This window comes from Arthrobacter sp. 08Y14 (assembly GCF_002929455.1).
GTDB lineage: Bacteria > Actinomycetota > Actinomycetes > Actinomycetales > Micrococcaceae > Arthrobacter_B > Arthrobacter_B sunyaminii.
Genome location: NZ_PJIX01000003.1, coordinates 52,139 through 71,462 on the forward strand (window position 1 = coordinate 52,139; position 19,324 = coordinate 71,462).

Below are 19,324 nucleotides of genomic sequence, written 5' to 3' on the forward strand. Positions count from 1 at the left end.
CTCCCGGAAGAAGGAGCCTTCATGGCACGCATCCCCTATGTTGACCTTGCCACTGCACCGGAGCGGACGCTCCAAGCCTTGGAAGGCAAACGCAGCATCAACATTTTCCGGCTTATTGCGCAGTCGGATAATGCTGCGCCGGAAGTTCTGGCACTGGGCCACAAGCTGAGCCGGGAAAGCTCGCTGCCGCCGGTTCAGCGGGAAGTGGTCATCCTTCGGGTCGCACAACTCTCGCAGGCAACCTATCAGGCACATGAGCATCATGCTGTGGCGCTACGGCACGGGTTCACCGAAGAGAAGATCACGGCCGTGGCCGAATATCCGGCCGCCGGAAGCGCGGAGCACCTGACGGATTTTGAGCGTGACCTGATTGAGTTCACGGATTCAGTGGTGGAGACCACCACCGCGCCGGATGATCTGTTCGCCCGGATCAGTGCGGTTTACAACCACTCCGAAGTGGTGGAGCTTGTCCTCATGATCGGTTTCTACATGATGGTGGGACGGGTCATGAACACCTTCGAGGTGGACCTGGAGACCGGCCCGGTGGAGGTCTTCAGGACGGCGTCGGCCTGATTACCCGTCTGCTCCGCCGGCCACGCCTTCGATCATTGCGCTGACAAGAGCCGAGAGCAGGGCCGTGTCATAGTTCTGGCCAAAGGCGACGCCGAGCATCAACCCTTCCCGGAGGATGTTGGCTGCCCAGCCGATCCCGGCAGCGCCGGCTGTTGCCTCGGAGGACCCGACGGCCGCAGCAATCCAGGCGTCCAGGGCAGCAAACTCACGGGCCATGCCCAGCTGGATGGCCTCACCGCCCAATGAGGGCGGGTCTCTGCGCTGGAGTTTCAGGAGCAGTCCCGCCTTGACCGTGTCCGGACACCTCATGGCACCTTCCACGCTGCCCACCAGGGACGCGGCCAGGGCAGAGGACCAGGAGGGCCCGGACCGGGGAGCGGCTGCCGGCGCGTTCATGAGACTGAGGAAGGGTTCGGAGACAGCCTCGCGGATCAAGGTCTCCTTGTTCTGGTAGCGCCAGTAGATGGAACTGCGCTGCGTCTGCGAGCGCTCGCAGATCCTGGCCAGGGTTGCCCCTTCGTATCCGTTTTCAGCAACAAGGGAACGCGTGGCGGCCAACAGGAACTCAGGTGAGCCCGGATCCGGGAGGGCAGTGCCCTTGCCCGCGAAATCCGGGGCACCGGCGGTGGCCGGGGGCAGGGGATGATCCCTGGACAGCAGGTCCTCAAAGGCTGCAGACAGCGCCGTCGCCACCAGAGCGCCGCCGCGGTGCAGGTGCGGCACCGAATCCGCGCCGATATCGGAAATATAGTGCCCGTCCAAAAAGGCTATGGTCAGCATCGTCATCCACTCGGCAATGTCTTCCCGGGCAGATCCAAAGTGCGCCTCAGCTGCAGCATTCCACCAGGCGGCAATCTGCTGGCGCACCCGCTGGCGGCGTCCGCGGAAGGGCTCCTGGGCAGGGGACCCTGCGGCTTTGCCTTCCAGGGCGATCATGATGCCCAGCCGAACGGGAGCTTCCGTTGCGGCCGGAGTGAAGTCAGGTCCGAGCACGTGGAAGAGCTGCTCGGTCAGAGCAGTGTCCGGATCAAAATCCGGCCAGCCCGGTGCTTCATCGGCCCGCCGCTGGTATGTGCTTTCCAGTGCTGCGGCAACCAGACCGTCCTTGGTATCGAAGTACCAGTAGATGGAGCTGGCAGGTCTTCCCGTCACCCGTGTGATGCGCGCGATGGTGGTGCCGTTGTATCCGTACCGGCTGACGAGGCTCACGGTTTTCGACAGGATGGTCTGCAATGACACTTCGCCGCGCGCGTTCCTGCGACTGGTGTTCATTGCCGCCTTTCCCAATCTTTTGAAACGGCCGGTGGCCCCTTTGATGTCCTAAATCCTATCCGCACCAGCCTCCGAGCATATTGCCTATCCCGATGGATGGGAATGGGCTTGCCGCGGCGCACCGGATAGGTTGACCGGGCGTGGACCAGTCACTACAATCTCTGTACTAAGCACTCCAGAAGTGATGTACACCATAGAACGTACAGTGCAGGACGCAATGATGCTGTGCGCTGATTGCAGGGAGCCGGTATGTCGATCGCCATTGATGAGAGAAAGACCAAACAGGGCCGCCAGAATTCGGACGCCACAGAGGGAAGGGCCTCCGTCCTTCGCGCCCTGCAGCTGCTCGACGTATTTACGGGCGACCAGCCGACACTCGGCGTCAGCGACATCGGCCGCCGCGCCGGCATCCCCACGTCCACGGTGCACCGGTTGCTGTCGCACCTGGTCAAGGGCGATTTTGTTGCTAAGGAAGGATCAAGCTACCGGCTCTCTGACCGGCTCTTTGAACTGGGAAACCAGGTGGGGCACAGCCGGCCCAAGGGACTGAGGTGCATCGCCGCACCCTTCCTGGGTGAGCTGTTCGGCGCCACGCGCCTCACCACCCACCTGGCTGTGCTCGACGGGCCGCAGGTGTTGATTGTGGACAAGGTGGTGGGCCTGAGCACCTATCCGGCGCGGACCGACATCGGCGGACGGTACCCCGCCTTCTGCACCTCCCTCGGGAAGGCCATGCTGGCCTTCGAGCCCGAGGCCGAGATCCGCTCCACCATCGCCGCGGGGATGCCCCGCCGCACCAGGCACACCCTCACCAGTCCGGCGGCCCTGCTGCAGGAGCTTGCGCAGACGAGGACCACGCGGCTGGCCTATGACCGCGAAGAAGCCACCCTCGGCCAGATGTGCGTCGCGGCGCCCATCCTCCGCGATGGACGGGCTGTCGGTGCGATCAGCCTCTCCGGTGCGGCGCAGTCCTATGACGTCGCCGCGCACGGCGCTGCCCTGGTGCGGATCACGGCCCAGCTGACGCGGAAACTGGGAAGCTGACGGACTCAATTTTCGGTGACCCTTCCTCCGGGACGCTGTCCGCGCCTACTCTGGCTGGACATCCATCCACACCGTTGCATACGGAGTTTTGAAGGAGCTCACCATGTCCACCCTCATGAATCCCTACCTCAGCTTCCGGGACAACGCCCGGGAGGCGATGGCGTTCTATCAGAGCGTGTTCGGCGGAACCCTGGAAAGCAGCACCTTCGGTGACATGAACATGGCCGAAGACCCCGCCGAGGCCAACAAGATCATGCACTCGTCCCTGAAGACAGACGACGGGCTTGTCCTGATGGCCTCGGACACCCCGGACAGCATGGCCCTGGACCAAGGCAGCAGCTATTCCATCTCCTTGAGCGGCAGCGACGGTGAGCGGCTGCGCGGCTACTGGGACAAGCTGCTCGACGGCGGCCAAATGACGCTGCCGCTGGAAAAGGCCCCCTGGGGCGACATATTCGGCATGCTGAATGACAAATTCGGCACCAGCTGGATGATCAGCATCGAGGGCCAGGACTCCTAGGAGTTTTTCCCGGAGCCCTCCTGGGCGTCCTCACCGGAGCCGGAAGCCGACATGCCCTGCCCGGCGGCCCACTCGGCAACCCGGGCGGCGCTTTCCTCGTCGGACAGGTCCTCCACCCGGGACATCACGGACCAGCGGACCCCGAACGGGTCACGGATACTGGCAAAACGGTCCCCGGAGACGAAAGTGGTCAGCGGTTCGCGGATGCTGGCCCCGGCTGCTTCTGCCCGGGCCAAGGTCTCATCCGCGTTTTCGCAGTACAGGCCCATGGAATAGCAGTCGGCGTCACCCTCAGGGGCGGAGACGAGCCCGTAGTCGGGGTTGGGTTCGCCCAGCTGCAGCCGGCCGGTGCCGAAGTCCAGATCGGCGTGGACCACAATACCGCCCATCTCGGTGGCATCGATCAGCCGGGCGCCAAAGACATCCCGATAGAAGTTGATGGCCTCGCGGGCATCCGGAACGGCGAGGAACGGGGTCAGCGTGGTGACGCCGTGCGGGACGCCGCCGGTGGTGTGCTGGCCGGTGACACCTGCGGTGCCCGGCGCTGAGGCGGTGGGATTGGTGTTGGGTGTAGTAGTCATGCTTCGACGGTAGGAGTGTGGACACGGCTCCGGCTTGAAGATTCGCGACATCATGGGGAAGACATAGGGGAGACATGGCAGGGGCAGGTGAGGGAGAGGACCAATGGCGCGGGACCCTGTATCCCGCCCGGCTGCCTTCCTTCCACCGGATCCCGGCACCTGCAGCGCTGGCGGACCGGGTGCGCTGGTTCTGGATTCCGGAATGGAACCTGGCGCCGGGCAGGGCGTCGCGGCAGGAGCTGCTGCCCTTTCCGGCATTGAATTTGGTGGTCCAGCCCGACGGCGTCACCCTGTCCGGTCCGGCGACCCGGCGGTCCTTCCGGGATCTGTCCGGACGTGGCTGGGCAGTAGGCATGCTGCTGCGTCCGGCCGCGGTGCCGGTGTTCGTTCAGGATCCGGGAAGCCTGCGCGACGTCGAAATCCCCTTCCCGGCTCCGGATTTGCTGGCGGCGGTTTCGGCTGCCATGGCGGACGACGACGACGCGTCCGGCCGCACGGCCGCGGCGGCGGCGGCAGCCCACTGGCTCGAAGCGCAGGTCCCGGCCCCCAACGCTGATGCCCTGCTGGCCAACCGGCTGGAGGACCTGATCCAGTCGGATCCGTCGCTCATCCGCGTGGCTCAAGCCGCCGAACAGCTCGGCATCTCCGTCCGGACGGTGCAAAGACTGGCGCGGCGGCATGTGGGGCTGCCTCCGCTGGCCATGATCCGCCGGTACCGGCTGCAGGAGGCGGCCGAACGGGTGCGGCTGAATCCCACAACCCCTATTGCGGACATTGCGGCGGAACTGGGTTACGCGGACCAGGCACATCTGGCGGCCGCGTTCCGTGAGGTTCTTGGCTTCACGGCCAGCAGTTACCGGAGATCTGCGGGCGGGTCATAGTCGGCACTGCGAGTTCCCACCGGAACGGCGCTGATCTGCCGTATGCACTAAGGTGGCTTGGCACCCGAATACTGACGAAAGACCCTCATGATCACCACTGTCATTGCTCCCGCGCTCGTTCATGGAGCCGCGGAACTCGAAACCACTGCCCGGGGACTGCGGCCGCACCGCCTGCCGGCCGCTGTGCGAGCCAGGTTCCCTGACCAGCAGCTGCTCATGGCCGAGGCCCAGCCCTCCGGTGTCCGGCTGGTTTTCTCGACGACGGCGGAGCGGCTGGAGCTGGTCACGCACCCCACCCGGGTGGTTTACCTGGGGGCGGACCGGCCGCGCGGCTCTGTGGATCTGCTGGTCGACGGCGAGCTGATGCAGAGCGACAGCCTCACCGGCGGTTCGTACACCGAGGTCAACATGTCCACCGGTGCCAGCCGGCAGGTTGAAGGACCCTTGCACACCAGCATCTTTTCCCCGCTGCCTGCCGGTTCCAAGGTGGTGGAGATCTGGCTGCCGCACAATGAAACGGTGGAGCTGGTGGAACTGCACAGCGATGCCCCGCTGGAACCGCACCGCTCCGACCGGCCGGTCTGGCTGCACCACGGCAGCTCGATCAGCCACGGCTCCAACGCCGCCACGCCGTCGGGCATCTGGCCCGCCGTGGCAGCGCGGATCGGCGGCGTCGAACTGCGCAACCTGGGTCTGGGCGGCAGCGCCCTGGTGGATCCGTTCACCGCGCAGGTCATGCGGGACACCCCGGCGGACCTGATCAGCGTGAAGCTGGGCATCAACGTGGTGAACATGGACTCGATGCGGCTTCGTGCTTTTGTCCCCGCCGTCCATGGCTTTCTGGACACCATCCGTGACGGGCACCCGGACACCCCGCTGGTGCTTATTTCACCGATATTCTGCGGCATCCACGAGGACACTCCGGGTCCCGGTGCCTTTGACCCGGCATCCTTCGGCACGGATCAGGTGAAGTTCATCGCCACCGGCTCGCCGGAGGGCGTGGCTGCCGGCCAGCTGACCCTGCGCGTGATCCGTGACGCGTTGCAGTCCCTGATGGAACGCCGGTCCGGGGACACGAATCTCCATTATCTGGACGGGACATCCCTGTACGGCGCCGAGGATGCCGAAGACCATCCGTTGCCGGATGCGCTGCATCCGGATACCGCTGCACACCGGCTGATCGGGGAGCGGTTTGCGAAGTACGCGTTTGCGGGCGAGGGCCCGTTTGGGCAGGACGCTAAGAGGGCCGTTGCCTAGTCGACCCGTTAAAAGGCGTTGGGGGTGCCGGCTGAAATCAGCCGGCGCCCCCAACAGGCGAAAACTCGAGGCGGTTACGCCTGGTATCCGCCGAACTTCTTGGCCTGCCGGTAGGCCTTCTTGCGGGTGAAGTACTCGCTGGAGGGCTTCATGAACAGCAGGACGACGGCGGTGAAGGTGGCCAGCAGGGCCAGCAGCGTCAGGACACCGGAGACGGTCCCCGCGGCGAACAAACCCAAGAGACCAATGAGGGAGAGCACGGCGAAAATGGTGATGACGATCCGCGCCCAGTTGTAGCCAGCCCGCACCAGGAAGGCCAGCGTCACCCGGACTGCCAGCCCGAAAATGCCGGACAGCACTGCCGACAAGGTACCGCTCGCGACACCGGCGGCCAGAGCGTCGGAATCAACCTCTAGTCCGGCGTTCCGCAGTGTCTCCTCGAGGGTGTCGAGGTATTCGGGGGAGTTCACGTAGATCAGGCCGAAAGGCAGTGCAATGAGTCCCAGGACGGCGCTGGCGATCAGGAGCCAGAAGGCCTGATCGATCTGCTTCGGGCGGGGCGGCTCTTCGGCCGGTGACATCTGGCCGTAGGGGCTGCCCGGGTACGCGTAACCGCCCTGTGCCGAGGAGTCGCCCGGAGCCGGATAGTTGTAGTTGCCTGGCGTGCCGGGATAAGCCTGTCCGCCCTGATAGGGCCCCTGCTGACCCGACCCCGGTTGCTGGCCCGGTCCGGGCTGGCCCGGCTGGCCGGAATTCCACGGTCCGGGATTGGAGCCGGACTGGTCGTTTGGCTGCGTCGGTTCACTCACGCGTTATTCCCCCTGAAGATACTGTGCCGTGACGGCGTTTGCGGTTGTCCGCCCGAAACCGGGCGGAGAATTACTTCACGGCCAGCCTAGCGGCGAAGGAGGCCGGAAAGAGGGATTCACGGGTTGGATGCCCTGTTTTATTGCGGGTTTATTGCGGACCTGCTTCTTATTTCAGGCTTCCCAGCGACAATCCGCCCTGCCAATCCAGGATGTCTAGGAGGATTCGCGACTGTCCTGTTTCAGCGCCGCTATAAATACAGCGCTGATGATCACGGGTGCAGCCAGACATTCAAGCCGTGACCGACCGTGAACCTGCTCAACGAGGGCGGCATCGACGCGATCCGAGATTCGCTGTTTTTTGCGCTTGTGCGCCTCATCAAGGATGGCGATGTTCCGGCTGCATTGAAGTCCGATCAAGAACGACATGGCGACCGATAACCAGTCCCAGAACCCTGGCGTTCCAGCTACTACAACGAGGACCGACACAGCAGTCGGCAGGACCGCAGCTGCGAAAACGGGCAGCCAATCTTTCTTGAAGACGGGTGGTCCGGAGTTTTTCTTGTCGACTATCAGGGTCCATGCAAGAGTCAACACGAAGATTCCGAGAATCCATGGCATTGCCGGATGGTCCGGCATACCCAGAGCCTTGAGCCGAGTTATGCGCTCGGCGACCTTGAGGATGGTTCCGTCATCGGCGACTTCTACCCCGAGTCTCAGTAATCCAGCAATGAGAACCAGGGTGAGGAGCGCGAACCATGCTCGTCTCCGTCCGCGAGGGCCAAGTCCAGCTATCGCACCCTGTCTTCTCGAATTCCCGGTCTCTGCAGTCCCCATACGCAAGATTGTTGCATGGGTCTCTATAGGCACGGCTCCCTAATTGCACCGGTCCCAACGTGCAGACCGGCGCATGCGGCTCCTATTTCAGGCTTCCCAGCGACAATCCGCCCTGCCAGTACTTCTGCAGCATCAGGAAGGCGATGATAAGCGGGATGACGGAGACCAGCGACCCGCTCGTGACCAGGTTCCAGATCAGGCCGTTGGCGGTGGCGGAGTTGGACTGCACCTGCCAGGCGTTCAGGCCCACCGTGACGGGCAGCAGCGTCTGGTCCGAAATCATGGCCAGCGGCAGGAAGTAGTTGTTCCAGCCGCCCACCACGGAGAGCAGGAGCACGGTGACGACGGCGGGCCGCATCAGCGGCAGGGCGATGGTGAAGAATGTCCGGATTTCCCCGGAACCGTCCACCCGCGCTGCGTCCAACAGTTCGTCCGGGATGGCGTCCTGCACGTATACGCGCATCAGGTACACGCCGAAGGGGCTCAGCAGCGACGGAAGGATCACCGCCCAGATTGTGTTGGTCAGCCCCAGGTTGTTGAACAGCACATAGGTGGGAATGACGAGCGCCGTCGCCGGCACCATCACCGACGCCAGCAGGATCATGAAGCTGACGGACCGTCCCCGGAAGCGGTACTTGGCGAATGCGTAGCCGGCCAGCACGGCGAGAACCGTGGCCCCCACGCCGCCCGCCGTCGCGTACAGGAAGGAGTTACCCAGCCAGCGCAGGTAGATGCCGTTGTTGTAGGTGGCCAGCTGCTGGAGGTTGTCGAACAGGGCGAAGTTCGAGTCAAACCAGAGCGGACCTCCGGTGCCGGTAAACAGTCCCTGGGTGCTCTTGCTTCCCGCGACCACGAGCCACCACAGCGGCAGCAGGAAATACAGGGACGCGACGGCGAGGAGGATGTGCAGGCCGACGGCGCGTTCCCGCCGGGGCTTGTTGGTGCGGCGTTTCCCGCGCGGGCCCGAGGCGGTGACGGCGTCGTCGAGCAGTGGTGCCGGTGTTGTAGTCATCAGTTGAGTCCGCTCTTCTTGCGGGTGGCGATCAGGAAAATGATGGAGGCAAGGAACACCATGAGCCCGAGTGCAAAGGAAATGGCCGACGCGTAGTTGAACTGCTGGTAGGAGAACGCCAGGTTGTAGGCGTAGAGGTTGGGGGTGTACGCGGCGTCGATGGCGTTGCCGGCCAGCGGGGCCAGCACCTGGGGTTCAGTGAAGAACTGCAGGGTGCCGATCAGGGAGAACACCCCGGTCAGCACCAGCGACGAGGTGATAATCGGGACCTTGACCTGCAGCGCCGTCTGTAGTTTGGTGGCACCGTCAATCCGGGCAGCCTCATAGATGGACGGGTCAATCGACTGCAGCGACGCATAGATGATGATCATGTAATAACCGGTCCACTGCCAGGTCACAATGTTGGTCAGTGACCAGAAGATGGAGCTCCGGCTGAGCAGGTCCGGCGCCTGCATGTTCAGGAAATCGAAGAAGTCCACCAGCGGCCCGAAGGACGGGCTGTAGAGGAAACCCCACATCAGGGCGCCAATTACGCCGGGGATGGCGTACGGCGCGAAGATGAGCAGCCGGGTGAAGCGCGAGAGGCGGGTCCGGACGTCGTCGAGGATGAGCGCGAAGACGAGCGCCAGCCCGATCTGGAGCGGCACAAAAACCAGGGCGAAGCCCGCCACCCGGGTCATCCCGGACAGGAACCGCTGGTCGGTAAAGGCCTTGGTATAATTCGCCAGCCCGGCGAACTGCTCACCGCCGGCGAGGGTGTTGGTGTGCAGGCTCATCCAGAACGCGTAACCAAGCGGCAGGACGAGGAACACCAGGAACACCACGGCAAAGGGGGCAAGGAACACCCACCCGAACCGCGCGGTTTTGCGCTCCAGACTGGTTCCCCGTTTCAGCACGGCCGGGGGCCGGGCCGGCGTTTCTAGCTCTGAGGTGGCTGACATGTGTCTCTTCCTTGGGACGCATAGGGGGACCTCCGTGCGGGCAGGGGGAGTGCCCTGCCCGCACGGGGCTGGTTATTTCAGTTCGAAACCCTGCTCACCGGCGTAGGTTTCCAGTGACTCCTGCAGCTGGTCCGCGGCGTCCGAAGCTGAAATGTTGCCTTCAATCGCTTCGGAGAGCAGCCGCTGGGATTCGTCGTAGTAGAACTGCGTAAACGGGGAGAACGTCACGCCCTCGTAGTCGAGGGCCGCCTGGCCAAAGATTTCCTTGTTCAGCTGCTGTCCGCCGTAGAACTCATACGGGCGGTTCTGGAAGTACTCGGATTCGATCATTTCGGGGTAGGCCAGGAAGAGCCCGCCCACCTCAACGCCGAGTTCCTTGGTTTCCTGGGACTCGTAGAGTTCCGCGGCCACCTTGGTGGCGAGGGCGGCGTCGTCGGCCTGAACCGTCACGGCCAGCGTGCTGCCGCCCCAGTTCACCTGCTTGGGGCTGGAAGCATCCCACTGCGGGATCGGAGCTGCCCGCCACACCGCGTCCGCGTCGGCGCCTTCCAGCGCGGGAATGTGGACGTTGTACCAAACCGGATAGATGGCTGTGGCGTACTTGCCGGTGCCCAGCGCGGTGCTGAATTCGGGTGTCCAGGCCTGGTCGGTGCCCACCAGGTCCTGGTCCACCAGATCGATCCAGTAGTCAAAGACTTTCTTGCTGGCCTCGTCATTGTGGTTGATGCTGATCTCGGTGGGATTGCTGTTGTCGAAGTCGAAGGGCTTGGCGCCGGCCTGGTCCAGGAAGGCGTAGTGCTGGCCCTGGCCGTTCGGCGCGAAGTTGCCGATCAGTGTCTCCCCGCCGGTGGCGTCGCTGAGCTGCTTGGCCGCAGCGGCATACTCGTCCCAGGTGGTGGGAACAGGAATTCCGTGCTTGTCGAAGATGTCCTGCCGGTACCACATCCCCACGGGCCCGAGGTCGACCGGCACCGCGTAGACACTGTCGCCGCTGGAGACATCGCGCCAAGCGCCGGCGGTGAAGTTGTCCTTGTATTCGTTGATCCCGTGTTCGGTCATGTCCACGAGCCCGCCCTGCATCAGGAAGCTGTTCAGCCAGTCGTACTCGATCTGGGCGATGTCCGGTGCGCCGGACTTGGACTGCAGCGACGTGGAGAGCTTGGTGTAGGCGTCGGCGCCCTGCCCGGCGTTGGTCCAGCAGATCTGTACGTCATCGTGGGTTTCGTTGAACTTGTCGACCGTCTGCGCCGTGTCTTCGAACCAGCCCCAGTAGGTGACCACGGGAACATCATTGACCTTGATCTCGTTGGCACAATTCGTTTTGCTCGCGCCGGCCCCGCTGCCGCCGCCCCCGCCGTCGTCGTCGTCGTTGCTGCCGCAGGACACCAGCGTCATGGCCAGCGCCGTTGTCATGCCGGCGGCGAGCAGGGTTTTTCTTTGGATTCTTGTGTTGCGGATCTTTGTGTTTCGCACTGCGTACTCCCTTGTATGAGTGATGGTGATACAGGGTTTGGTGCTTACTGCAGTTCCAGCGCGGTCCACGAGACCGGGGGAAGGGTCACGGTGACCGTTCCGTTTTCGATGCGCGCGCTTTTGTTGGGTTCGGGGACCACCCGGTCCTGGTCCTGGAGGGTGTTGCCGGCGGAATAATCGTCGTCATGCAGGGTCTGCGCGCCGCGGACGCTTTCGACGCCGAGCGGGCCGGCATCAATGCTGACGGTCACGGTTTCGGTGAGGCTGCGGTTGACCAGGAACACCGAGGCGGTTCCGGCGGCGTCGTCGTGGGTGGCGACGGCGTCGACCATGGGGACGTCGCCGTAGGCGTCGGTAACCATGGCGGGGGAGTCGATCTTCGGATCCAGGACCGTGCCGCGGGCCAGCCGCGAGGTGATTGCGAACGGGTAGAAGGTGGTCTGCCGCCACGCCGGACCGTGGGGTTCGGTGGTGATTGGCGCGATCACGTTCACCAGCTGGGCCAGGCTCGCCGCGGTCACCCGGTCCGCGTGCCGCAGCAGACTGATCAGGAGATTCCCGACGACGACGGCGTCCATTGCCGAGTAGGCGTTCTCCAGCAGGCGCGGCGCCTGCGGCCACTCGGACGCATCGGTGATCTTCTCGACGTCGTTGTAGACGCTTTGGTACCAGACATTCCATTCGTCGAAAGAAAGGTACATCGTCTTGTCGCTGCGGCGGACAGCCTTTACATGGTCGGCGCTCGCAACCACCGAGTCGATGAAGCGGTCCATGCTGACTGCCGAGGCCAGGAAGCTGGCCACGTCGCCGTCATGCGGCTCGTAGTAGGCGTGGCAGGAAATGAAGTCGACGTCGTCGTAGGTCTCTTCCAGGACCGTGCGCTCCCAGTCGCCGAAGGTCGGCATGCCGGCGCCGGAGCTGCCGCAGACCACGAGTTCCAGCGTTGGGTCCAGCTGGCGCATGGCCCGCGCGGTTTTGCCGGCCAGACGCGCGTATTCTTCGGCGGTGCCGTGGCCGAGCTGCCAGGGGCCATCCATCTCGTTGCCCAGGCACCACATGCGGATGGCGTGCGGCTCCGGGCTGCCGTTGGCGATGCGCTGGTCAGAGAGCGCGGTGCCGGCGGGGATGTTCGCGTACTCGAGGACGTCCAGGGCTTCCTGCACGCCGCGGGTGCCGAGGTTCACCGCGTACATGAGTTCGCCGTCGACCTCTTTGATCCAGCGGGCGAACTCGTCCAGCCCCACTTCATTGGTCTCTGTGGAGTGCCAGGCGAGGTCCAGCCGCTTGGGCCGCTGCTCGCGGGGGCCCACGCCGTCCTCCCAGCGGTAGCCGGAGACGAAGTTTCCGCCCGGATAGCGGATGGTGGATACGCCCAGTTCGCGGACCAGCTCGATGACGTCGCGGCGGAAGCCGTCCTCGTTGGCGGTGCGGTGCCCGGGTTCGTAAATGCCGTCATAGACGCTGCGGCCGAGGTGTTCCACGAAGGAGCCGAAGATCCGGCGGCTGACCGGGGCCACCGTGAAATGGGGGTCGAGGGTGAGGCGGGCGTGGGGCATTGGGACTCCGTTGTCGAAATGTTCCAGTGCCGGCAAGAGTCCGGCGATGCAGAGAAGGCTTTTTTCTTGGGTGCTGGTGGCCCAAGCTTTGGTGAGGTACAACGTTGTACCCGGAACGCTAAACCGCGCATGGTTGAGGCGTCAAGAGTCCAAGGCATTGTTTTTGTGCGGCTAGGATTTGAAGACGTTTTGGCCGGAAAAGCTGCAGGGCAGGAAAGGGCGCCTTCGAAACATGAATCCAACGCTTCACGATGTTGCCCGTGCCGCCGGCGTTTCTATCAAGACGGTCTCCAACGTCCTCAATGACAATCCCAAAGTGGGGCCGGAAACGCGCTCCCGGGTGAGCCGGATTATTGACGAGCTGGGATACCGCCCCAACCTGTCAGCGCGCGGATTGCGGTCCGGTAAAACGGGAGTGATTGGGCTGGCCGTTCCTTCTATTCGGGAAAATTACTTTGCCGAGCTGGCGGATTCCGTTATTCGTGCCGCGGCGACAAAAGGGCTGCGGGTTTTGATTGAACAGACCAACGGCGAGCGGAAACTGGAACTGGCGGCCCTCTCCGGCGGACAGCTGCGCTTTGTGGACGGCATGCTGTTCAGTCCCGCCGCGCTGGGGCAGGACGACGCCGGCGCCCTCACCGTGGATGAGCCCCTGGTGCTGCTGGGGGAGCGGATTTTCGGCGGCCCGACCGACCACGTCACCATGCACAACACGTCCTCGGCGCGGGCCGCCGTCGAACACCTGCTGGGCCTTGGCCGCACGCGGATTGCCCTGGTGGGTGCGCCGGAGATTTCGGAGGACGCCGCCAGCTCGGCCAGCCTGCGCGAGCGCGGCTACCGCGAAGCCGTTGCCGCCGCGAACATTTCCTTTGATCCGGAGCTGGTGGCCCGCGGCGGCAGTTGGGGGCGGGACACCGGAGCCGAGGCCATCCGCGGACTGTGCCGCCGGGGCGTCGGCTTTGACGCAGTCTTTGCGCTGAACGATTCCCTGGCACTGGGTGCCCTGCGCCAGCTGGCGGTGGAGGGTCTGCGCGCGCCCGAGGACGTGGCCGTGATCGGCTTTGACAACATCGATGAAGGCCGCTTCTCGCTGCCCTCGCTGACCACGGTGGATCCCGGCCGGGATGAGATCGCCGAAACCGCAGTGCAGCTTTTGGTGGAGCGGATCGGGGAGAAGGGGGAGCCTTTGGCGCCCCGGACGGTGAAGGCGGGGTTCCGGATTGTCCGGCGTGAGTCCACCGGGTTTAGGGACGACGACGGCGGTGACGCGCGCTAGAAGCGGTTGAGCAGCCGTGCCCGCCGGGCGGCCCAGGACCCGCGGAAGAACTCGTTGGCGGGCCGCTGGAACAACAGCACGGCGGCACCGGCCCAGGCCGCGACCGCCAGCAGCGACACCACTCCTGCGGCCGGGCCGAAGATGAAGCTGTTGGAGGTTCCCAGCAGTGACATTGCGGCCATGCCGGCCGCGATGATCCGGGCAAACCGGAATCCCGACCGGAGGAAGAAGTTCAGCGCCACGGCGACAACCAGGTAGATCCCGGTTCCTGCCAGAGCGAACATGCCGACGGAAACCGCTGAGGTGGATCCGGTGAAGGAGGCCATCATCAGGGCAAAGACCGCCACCTGCAGGACGGCGGAGATGATCAGCAGCCAGCCCGCCCTGGTGACCTCTTTGGGCCGCGGGGGAACGGTCAACGGCGGTTGCGGTTGGCCCGCGTACGGGTGGCCCGGCTGCCCGTAGCCGGGGTGATACCCGGGGTGGACAGCGTAGCCGGGGTGATACCCCGGCTGCGCGGTGTATCCCGGGTGGTAACCGGGAGGGACGCCCTGGCCGGAGTAGTAGCCCGGCGGGATCGGGCGCTGCGGTTCTCCGGTGCCCGGCACACCCGGATTGGTGCCGGAGGGCTGTGTCGGTTCACTCATCCTGGGCGTACCCCTTTGGATCGGTGTGCTGGACAGACGGGTGCACGGTGCGTGCACGTGACGGGACCAGAATAGCCAGATTGGGAGGGAAACGGGCGCTCCCGTCCGAGAGTGTCAGCCGAGTAATCGCGGCTGTAGGCGGCGGGGTTCCAGCGGAAGGACAGGAACGGCTGCGGCCGGCATCCCAGTTCATGGGGTACCGGCCGCTACCGTTCAAACAGCCTTCGAAGCCGTCAGTTTCCGAACTGGGCGGCTAGCTCCTCGGCTGTCAGCGTGGTGCCCGCGCCGTTGTAGATCGCGTTGGTAACCACGGTCCAGGAAGCCCGGGGCCAGGTGCGGAAGGTGATGTGCCCGCCGGCAATCGTCACGTCCCCCTCACCGACGTCGAACGAAGCAATGTTCGTTGCTCCGTTGAGCGCTTCGGCGCCCAGTGCATAGCCGCTCACCAGCGGGTTGCCCTCGGCGGGGTACTGCGAAACCGAGGTTCCCTCCCCGGTCAGGCGGAAGGCGGCGTCGTTGTTGAACCAGGTGGGCCAAGACTCCGGCATGCCCCAGGCTGCGGGCTGGGCTGTGTCATAGTTCTGGGCCAGCAGGGCGCCGGGAACATTGAAGGCGGCGCGGTCCGCCGGGGTGATGTTCTCCACCGGCAGACTCATTGCAGAGGCCGCGGTGAGAGACGAGGACCCCAGGGCAAGGACGCTGCCGCCCTGCTCGGCGAACTCCGCGAGCTTCTGCGGTGCATCCGGCACACCGGCCGCCCAGGCGAACTCCTCCGGATACTTGGAGGTGTCCAGCCCGGTGGTCAGCCGGTCCGTGGAGATGCCCGGCGCGAGGACGATCGAGTCGAACTGCCCGGCCAGATCCGCATAGTCCTCAGCTTCAACCACCTCATAGTTGGTGCCGAACTGGTCCATCATCCACATCAGCCAGCCGCCGGGCATGTTGTTAGCCCCGCGGACCAGTCCGATCCGGGTGTTGTCGGCGAGTTTGATCGCCCCGGTTTCCGGCATCTGCGCCGTGGCGTAGACCGGCAGGCTGGTTTCGCGGATGGCACGGGTTAGGGCGCCGCGGGCACCACGTTCGCCGGCGGGAACCATCAGCGCACCGGGAGCAAACTCCTGCCCGTTCACGGTGATCGGACCGGCAGCGCGGTAAGTATCCACCCCGGCGTCCTGCAGATCGTCAATGATCCGGCCCAGGCCGTAGGACTCGGCACTGAGAATGTAGGCGCCGTTGTTTCCCGGCGGCCGGGGCATCTGAACCCGATCCTGCCGGATTTCGCGCACCTGCCGGGTAGCAGTCTCGAACGGCTCCTGAACCGCGGCAACATCCACGCCCATGAACAGGGCGATGTTGTCGGTGGTTTCGCTGTACGGCATGATCAGCGGGCAGTCGGCGCACTTGCGGGCGCTGTCCGGATACTCGTCGATGCGCAGCAGCTGATCCACCCAGCGTCCCAGCGGCTGCTGGGTGCGCAGGATGTAAGAGCCGGCGGCGAATTCCCGGCCTTCAGCAGTGAAGGCTGCCGTGGCCTGCTCGATTTCCACCTCGCCGAAGTCGAAGATCCGCATCATGTCATACACGGCGTAGGGGTCGCGCTGGCCGCTGGGCACCACATAGGCGTACGGGCCGCCCTCCCAGTCAACACTGTTCATATTCACCCGGTAGAGGTTATTCAGCAGCCACGACTGGGGATCCGATGCCACTGTGTTCATGCCGGAGAAAGCCGCTGACGTGGCGTACTGGACAATCTGCTTCAGCGTCCAGGTGTCGGAGTCGTAGGGCAGGGGTGAGCGCATCGTTTTGTCGACCGGTTCCAGCACGCCGTCTCCGGTGTAGGGGTAGGCCAGGTCGCGGACGGAGGCAATCTCGGTCAGGAAGGTGGAGGTGCCCAGGAAGGTGCCGTATCCGGCGACGTCGGCGTTCCAGAGGATGCCGTACGCGTCGTCGGACTTCACGCCCTTCAGGCCTTCGGCCACGAGGTCACGCTGGGTGAACTGGCCCAGCGCGTTCGAGGAGGAGATGGCGATGGGATCCACAGCCGTGGAGAGCGGCTCGTCATAGGGCGGGGTCCAGATCCGCGGACTGTTGGTCCCGGCCTGGTGCATGTAGTGCTGAACCACCGGACGGTATTTCTGTTCCAGCATCACCCGGGTCCGGGATTCCTTCTGCGTGAACATGAACCAGTCGCGGTTGTTATCGTGCCCCACGTAGGTGTGGTAGAGATCCGGATAAACGCGGTTGTACTCCGTGCCCGCGGTTTCGTTGAAGTAGTCCACCACCATCTGCTGCCCGTCCGGGTTGGCGGAGGGAACGATCAGCACCACCATGTTGTCCAGAATCTTGTTCATGGCGTCGGAGTCTTCGGTGGCGAGGCGGTGGACGACGTCGACCAGCGCTTGCGTGTTTCCCACTTCCGTTGCGTGGATGGAGGCCTCAACGTAATAGACCGGGACGGTTCCGGCAGCGACCTTCCGGGCGTAGTCCTCTTCCTCCATCCCGGCCGCTGCCGCCTCGGCAACCATCGCCTCGGGATCGGCCAGCCGCTCGTTGGTGGCGAGGATTTCATCCAACCGGTTCAGGTTCTCCTCGCTGCTCATCCGGAGGATTGGATATTCGTTGTTGTCGGTGGTGCGGTCCACCACTTCGTAGTCGACTTCCGGGGACTGCGCGGCGATCGTCTCGAAGTAGTCGCTGATGTCCGCGAAGGACGCGAGTTTCCCTTCGTCCCCCATTTCGAAGCCAAAGTATTCGGCGGGGGCGGGAAGATCCGGCAGTTTACTACCGGGCGGTGCATCGCCGCGGTAGCCGGTGGCCGGCGATATGGCCAGTCCCAGCAGGGCGAGCGAGGCAAGAAGGGCTGTGGCGGATTTATGCCTTGTCTGCATGGAGGAATCCCTCATACGGGCCGCGGCCAACTCCGGCCACGGCAGGGTGCTGCTCGTATACAGCGCATCGGAAACATGCGGTGTTGCAGCTGATGGTGCCCGGCCGTCGTCGCACCGGGCACCATCCGCCGTGTCTGTGCCGCACCCAGTGGTGATGCGGCGGCGCGAGTGTAGGAGGGAGGCTAAGGGGCTGGTTGGCAAGGATCAACCGTTGTGGACGGATTTTGGTCGGGTCGGCGGAACTGCTGTTGTTTCTTCTCCGAAAGTGTGACTAGGGATGCAGTGCCAACAGTTCCTGATGCCTCACCCGGCGAGTAGCTTCGCCTGGCGGATGGTCCGGGAAGAAGTGATTTGAGGACTTTTGGAACAGGTGATGCCGGATGCCACCGAACTTTCAGGCGTCCTTGAGATCGATGCCTTTGGTTTCCGGCATGAGCCACACTGCCACCGCAGTGCACAAGCATAAGAACATGATGTACACGCTCGACAGCCAGCCCACACCCCACTCAATCAACAGCGCATTCAGGTACGGGGCAGTACCGCCAAACACTGCCACCGAAATGGAGTAGGCAAAGCCGATGCTTTGGGTCCGCACTTTTGTTGGAAAGTTCTCCGACAGTGTGGCGGCGAGCAACGCTCCCGGAACAGCGACAACCAGCAAGGCAAGGGAGGAAGCGACCAGCAGGGTCCAAGGCTCAGAGGAAATCAGGCCCATCAGAGGCAATTGAACCAAGATCATCACTGCGGCGAAACCGATCATCATCGGGCGGCGCCCCACCTTGTCCGAAAGCCTCCCCCAGAAGGGCAGGGAGACAAGGGCTATCAACTGTGCGATGACGGAGGACCAGTAAGCGGAGGAAGCGGACATCCCCTGCTGTGTGATGGCGTAGGTGGACGCGTAGGAGGTCCAGGTGTAGTGGGCGGCGGTGATACCGGAAGTCATAGCGATCATCAGCAGGATGGCCCGGACTACCTGCTTACGGGCCAGCGGCGTCGGCCGGCTGTCGGCGGCAGCCTTGTCCTCATCGTGGAAAACGTCGCTCTCGTCCATCCCCTTCCGCAGGTACAGGGCGGCCAGAGCAAGGAAGGCACCCAAAAGGAAAGGAATCCGCCAGCCCCAAGCAGCAACTTCACTTTCCTCGAGCACGGCCGTCACCGTTCCGCCTACCGTGTAGGCAAGCACCGATCCGGCGAAAATCGCGACAAAAACAATGCTGCCCCACATGCCCCGGCGATGCGCGGGGGCAATCTCAGCCACGTAGGTATTGGCAGTGGCGGATTCACCACCGTGTGCGAAGCCCTGGCTGACACGGGCCAGCAGAAGGATGATGGAGGCCCACACGCCCACAGTGGCGTAGGTAGGCATGAGCCCAATGACAAGGGAGCCGCCGGCCATCATCAGCATGGTGGTGATGAGGACGAACTTTCTTCCCTTCTTGTCTGCGATCCGCCCAAACACGATGCCGCCGAGAGGACGCATCAGGAAGCCGACGGCGAAGACAGCCAAGGTGGAAAGCAGCGCTGATACCGGGTCGTCCGGGTTGAACATTGCCGCAGCAATGAAGGGAGCGAAAACAGCGTAGGCACTCCACTCATACCACTCCAGAATGTTGCCGACGGTGCTTGCCGCCAGCGAACGCTTTTTGGACCTGCCCGCCGGGGCAATGGCCGCACCCGATGCTGGAATTGAGGAATATTGTGCTGACATGCTGGGGCTCCTTTGCCGTTCAGACTGTGACGGGACTTACGGGCTTACGGGA

General features: G+C 64.1%; 17 protein-coding genes. 6 read left to right on the plus strand and 11 right to left on the minus strand.

Features of this window, described 5'->3' with window-relative positions:
- The first annotated feature begins 21 nt into the window (after window positions 1–21).
- Window positions 22–573, plus strand: coding sequence for a carboxymuconolactone decarboxylase family protein (locus CXR03_RS12745; RefSeq protein WP_104104178.1), 552 nt, complete (start codon window positions 22–24; stop codon window positions 571–573).
- On the opposite strand, the gene CXR03_RS12750 is transcribed toward CXR03_RS12745, so the two are convergent.
- Window positions 574–1,845 (minus strand): TetR/AcrR family transcriptional regulator, encoded by a 1,272-nt coding sequence (locus CXR03_RS12750; RefSeq protein ID WP_104104179.1) that lies wholly within the window; start codon window positions 1,843–1,845, stop codon window positions 574–576.
- 249 nt (window positions 1,846–2,094) lie between these two features.
- Between CXR03_RS12750 and CXR03_RS12755 the strand changes: the two genes are divergently transcribed.
- The gene (locus tag CXR03_RS12755) at window positions 2,095–2,889 is read left to right on the plus strand and encodes an IclR family transcriptional regulator (RefSeq protein WP_104104180.1); all 795 of its coding nucleotides are present in this window, start codon (window positions 2,095–2,097) and stop codon (window positions 2,887–2,889) included.
- Between the two features lie 103 nt (window positions 2,890–2,992).
- The gene (locus tag CXR03_RS12760) at window positions 2,993–3,409 is read left to right on the plus strand and encodes a VOC family protein (protein WP_104104181.1); all 417 of its coding nucleotides are present in this window, start codon (window positions 2,993–2,995) and stop codon (window positions 3,407–3,409) included.
- Here the strand turns inward: CXR03_RS12760 and CXR03_RS12765 are convergent.
- On the minus strand, window positions 3,406–3,990 hold the full coding sequence (locus CXR03_RS12765) for a glyoxalase/bleomycin resistance/extradiol dioxygenase family protein (RefSeq protein ID WP_104104182.1): 585 nt from the start codon (window positions 3,988–3,990) through the stop codon (window positions 3,406–3,408). The two genes, CXR03_RS12760 and CXR03_RS12765, sit on opposite strands and share 4 nt — an antisense overlap.
- 74 nt (window positions 3,991–4,064) lie before the next feature.
- On the opposite strand from CXR03_RS12765, the gene CXR03_RS12770 reads away from it, so the two are divergent.
- Together CXR03_RS12770 and CXR03_RS12775 are read left to right on the plus strand one after the other, a co-directional pair.
- On the plus strand, window positions 4,065–4,871 hold the full coding sequence (locus CXR03_RS12770; protein WP_104104183.1) for a helix-turn-helix transcriptional regulator: 807 nt from the start codon (window positions 4,065–4,067) through the stop codon (window positions 4,869–4,871).
- 87 nt (window positions 4,872–4,958) lie between these two features.
- Window positions 4,959–6,128, plus strand: coding sequence for a GDSL-type esterase/lipase family protein (locus tag CXR03_RS12775; protein ID WP_104104184.1), 1,170 nt, complete (start codon window positions 4,959–4,961; stop codon window positions 6,126–6,128).
- Between the two features lie 74 nt (window positions 6,129–6,202).
- Here CXR03_RS12775 and CXR03_RS12780 read toward each other — a convergent pair whose 3' ends face one another.
- The 6 genes from CXR03_RS12780 to CXR03_RS12805 form a co-directional block, all read right to left on the minus strand.
- Window positions 6,203–6,937, minus strand: coding sequence for a hypothetical protein (locus tag CXR03_RS12780; RefSeq protein ID WP_104104185.1), 735 nt, complete (start codon window positions 6,935–6,937; stop codon window positions 6,203–6,205).
- A gap of 213 nt (window positions 6,938–7,150) precedes the next feature.
- Window positions 7,151–7,555, minus strand: a complete 405-nt coding sequence (locus tag CXR03_RS12785; protein ID WP_104104186.1) for a hypothetical protein — start codon at window positions 7,553–7,555, stop codon at window positions 7,151–7,153.
- A 298-nt stretch (window positions 7,556–7,853) separates the two neighbouring features.
- Window positions 7,854–8,783, minus strand: a complete 930-nt coding sequence (locus CXR03_RS12790; protein ID WP_104104187.1) for a carbohydrate ABC transporter permease — start codon at window positions 8,781–8,783, stop codon at window positions 7,854–7,856.
- Window positions 8,783–9,724: a carbohydrate ABC transporter permease gene (locus CXR03_RS12795; protein ID WP_104104188.1), complete on the minus strand. Its 942-nt coding sequence runs from the start codon at window positions 9,722–9,724 to the stop codon at window positions 8,783–8,785. Before CXR03_RS12795 ends, CXR03_RS12790 begins: the two co-directional genes overlap by 1 nt.
- A gap of 72 nt (window positions 9,725–9,796) precedes the next feature.
- Window positions 9,797–11,197, minus strand: coding sequence for an ABC transporter substrate-binding protein (locus CXR03_RS12800; RefSeq protein WP_146070507.1), 1,401 nt, complete (start codon window positions 11,195–11,197; stop codon window positions 9,797–9,799).
- A gap of 44 nt (window positions 11,198–11,241) precedes the next feature.
- Entirely contained in the window at window positions 11,242–12,753 is a 1,512-nt protein-coding gene (locus tag CXR03_RS12805) for an alpha-N-arabinofuranosidase (RefSeq protein WP_104104190.1), read from the minus strand.
- A gap of 232 nt (window positions 12,754–12,985) precedes the next feature.
- On the opposite strand from CXR03_RS12805, the gene CXR03_RS12810 reads away from it, so the two are divergent.
- Window positions 12,986–14,029 (plus strand): LacI family DNA-binding transcriptional regulator, encoded by a 1,044-nt coding sequence (locus CXR03_RS12810; RefSeq protein ID WP_104104191.1) that lies wholly within the window; start codon window positions 12,986–12,988, stop codon window positions 14,027–14,029.
- On the opposite strand, the gene CXR03_RS12815 is transcribed toward CXR03_RS12810, so the two are convergent.
- The 3 genes from CXR03_RS12815 to CXR03_RS12825 form a co-directional block, all read right to left on the minus strand.
- Window positions 14,026–14,676, minus strand: coding sequence for a hypothetical protein (locus tag CXR03_RS12815; protein ID WP_104104192.1), 651 nt, complete (start codon window positions 14,674–14,676; stop codon window positions 14,026–14,028). The genes CXR03_RS12810 and CXR03_RS12815 overlap by 4 nt on opposite strands.
- A gap of 233 nt (window positions 14,677–14,909) precedes the next feature.
- Window positions 14,910–17,564, minus strand: a complete 2,655-nt coding sequence (locus CXR03_RS12820; RefSeq protein WP_181034592.1) for a M14 family metallopeptidase — start codon at window positions 17,562–17,564, stop codon at window positions 14,910–14,912.
- A 394-nt stretch (window positions 17,565–17,958) separates the two neighbouring features.
- On the minus strand, window positions 17,959–19,272 hold the full coding sequence (locus tag CXR03_RS12825) for an MFS transporter (RefSeq protein ID WP_104054953.1): 1,314 nt from the start codon (window positions 19,270–19,272) through the stop codon (window positions 17,959–17,961).
- Window positions 19,273–19,324: the final 52 nt, after the last annotated feature.

Bases quoted from the DNA above. Each gene is read 5' to 3' on its own strand.
- CXR03_RS12810 (WP_104104191.1), top strand. From the start codon at position 12,986: ATGAATCCAACGCTTCACGATGTTGCCCGTGCCGCCGGCGTTTCTATC.
- CXR03_RS12745 (WP_104104178.1), top strand. From the start codon at position 22: ATGGCACGCATCCCCTATGTTGACCTTGCCACTGCACCGGAGCGGACG.
- CXR03_RS12795 (WP_104104188.1), bottom strand. From the start codon at position 9,724: ATGTCAGCCACCTCAGAGCTAGAAACGCCGGCCCGGCCCCCGGCCGTG.
- CXR03_RS12820 (WP_181034592.1), bottom strand. From the start codon at position 17,564: ATGCAGACAAGGCATAAATCCGCCACAGCCCTTCTTGCCTCGCTCGCC.
- CXR03_RS12805 (WP_104104190.1), bottom strand. From the start codon at position 12,753: ATGCCCCACGCCCGCCTCACCCTCGACCCCCATTTCACGGTGGCCCCG.
- CXR03_RS12775 (WP_104104184.1), top strand. From the start codon at position 4,959: ATGATCACCACTGTCATTGCTCCCGCGCTCGTTCATGGAGCCGCGGAA.
- CXR03_RS12760 (WP_104104181.1), top strand. From the start codon at position 2,993: ATGTCCACCCTCATGAATCCCTACCTCAGCTTCCGGGACAACGCCCGG.
- CXR03_RS12750 (WP_104104179.1), bottom strand. From the start codon at position 1,845: ATGAACACCAGTCGCAGGAACGCGCGCGGCGAAGTGTCATTGCAGACC.
- CXR03_RS12825 (WP_104054953.1), bottom strand. From the start codon at position 19,272: ATGTCAGCACAATATTCCTCAATTCCAGCATCGGGTGCGGCCATTGCC.
- CXR03_RS12755 (WP_104104180.1), top strand. From the start codon at position 2,095: ATGTCGATCGCCATTGATGAGAGAAAGACCAAACAGGGCCGCCAGAAT.
- CXR03_RS12790 (WP_104104187.1), bottom strand. From the start codon at position 8,783: ATGACTACAACACCGGCACCACTGCTCGACGACGCCGTCACCGCCTCG.
- CXR03_RS12785 (WP_104104186.1), bottom strand. From the start codon at position 7,555: ATGCCATGGATTCTCGGAATCTTCGTGTTGACTCTTGCATGGACCCTG.
- CXR03_RS12765 (WP_104104182.1), bottom strand. From the start codon at position 3,990: ATGACTACTACACCCAACACCAATCCCACCGCCTCAGCGCCGGGCACC.
- CXR03_RS12770 (WP_104104183.1), top strand. From the start codon at position 4,065: ATGGCAGGGGCAGGTGAGGGAGAGGACCAATGGCGCGGGACCCTGTAT.
- CXR03_RS12815 (WP_104104192.1), bottom strand. From the start codon at position 14,676: ATGAGTGAACCGACACAGCCCTCCGGCACCAATCCGGGTGTGCCGGGC.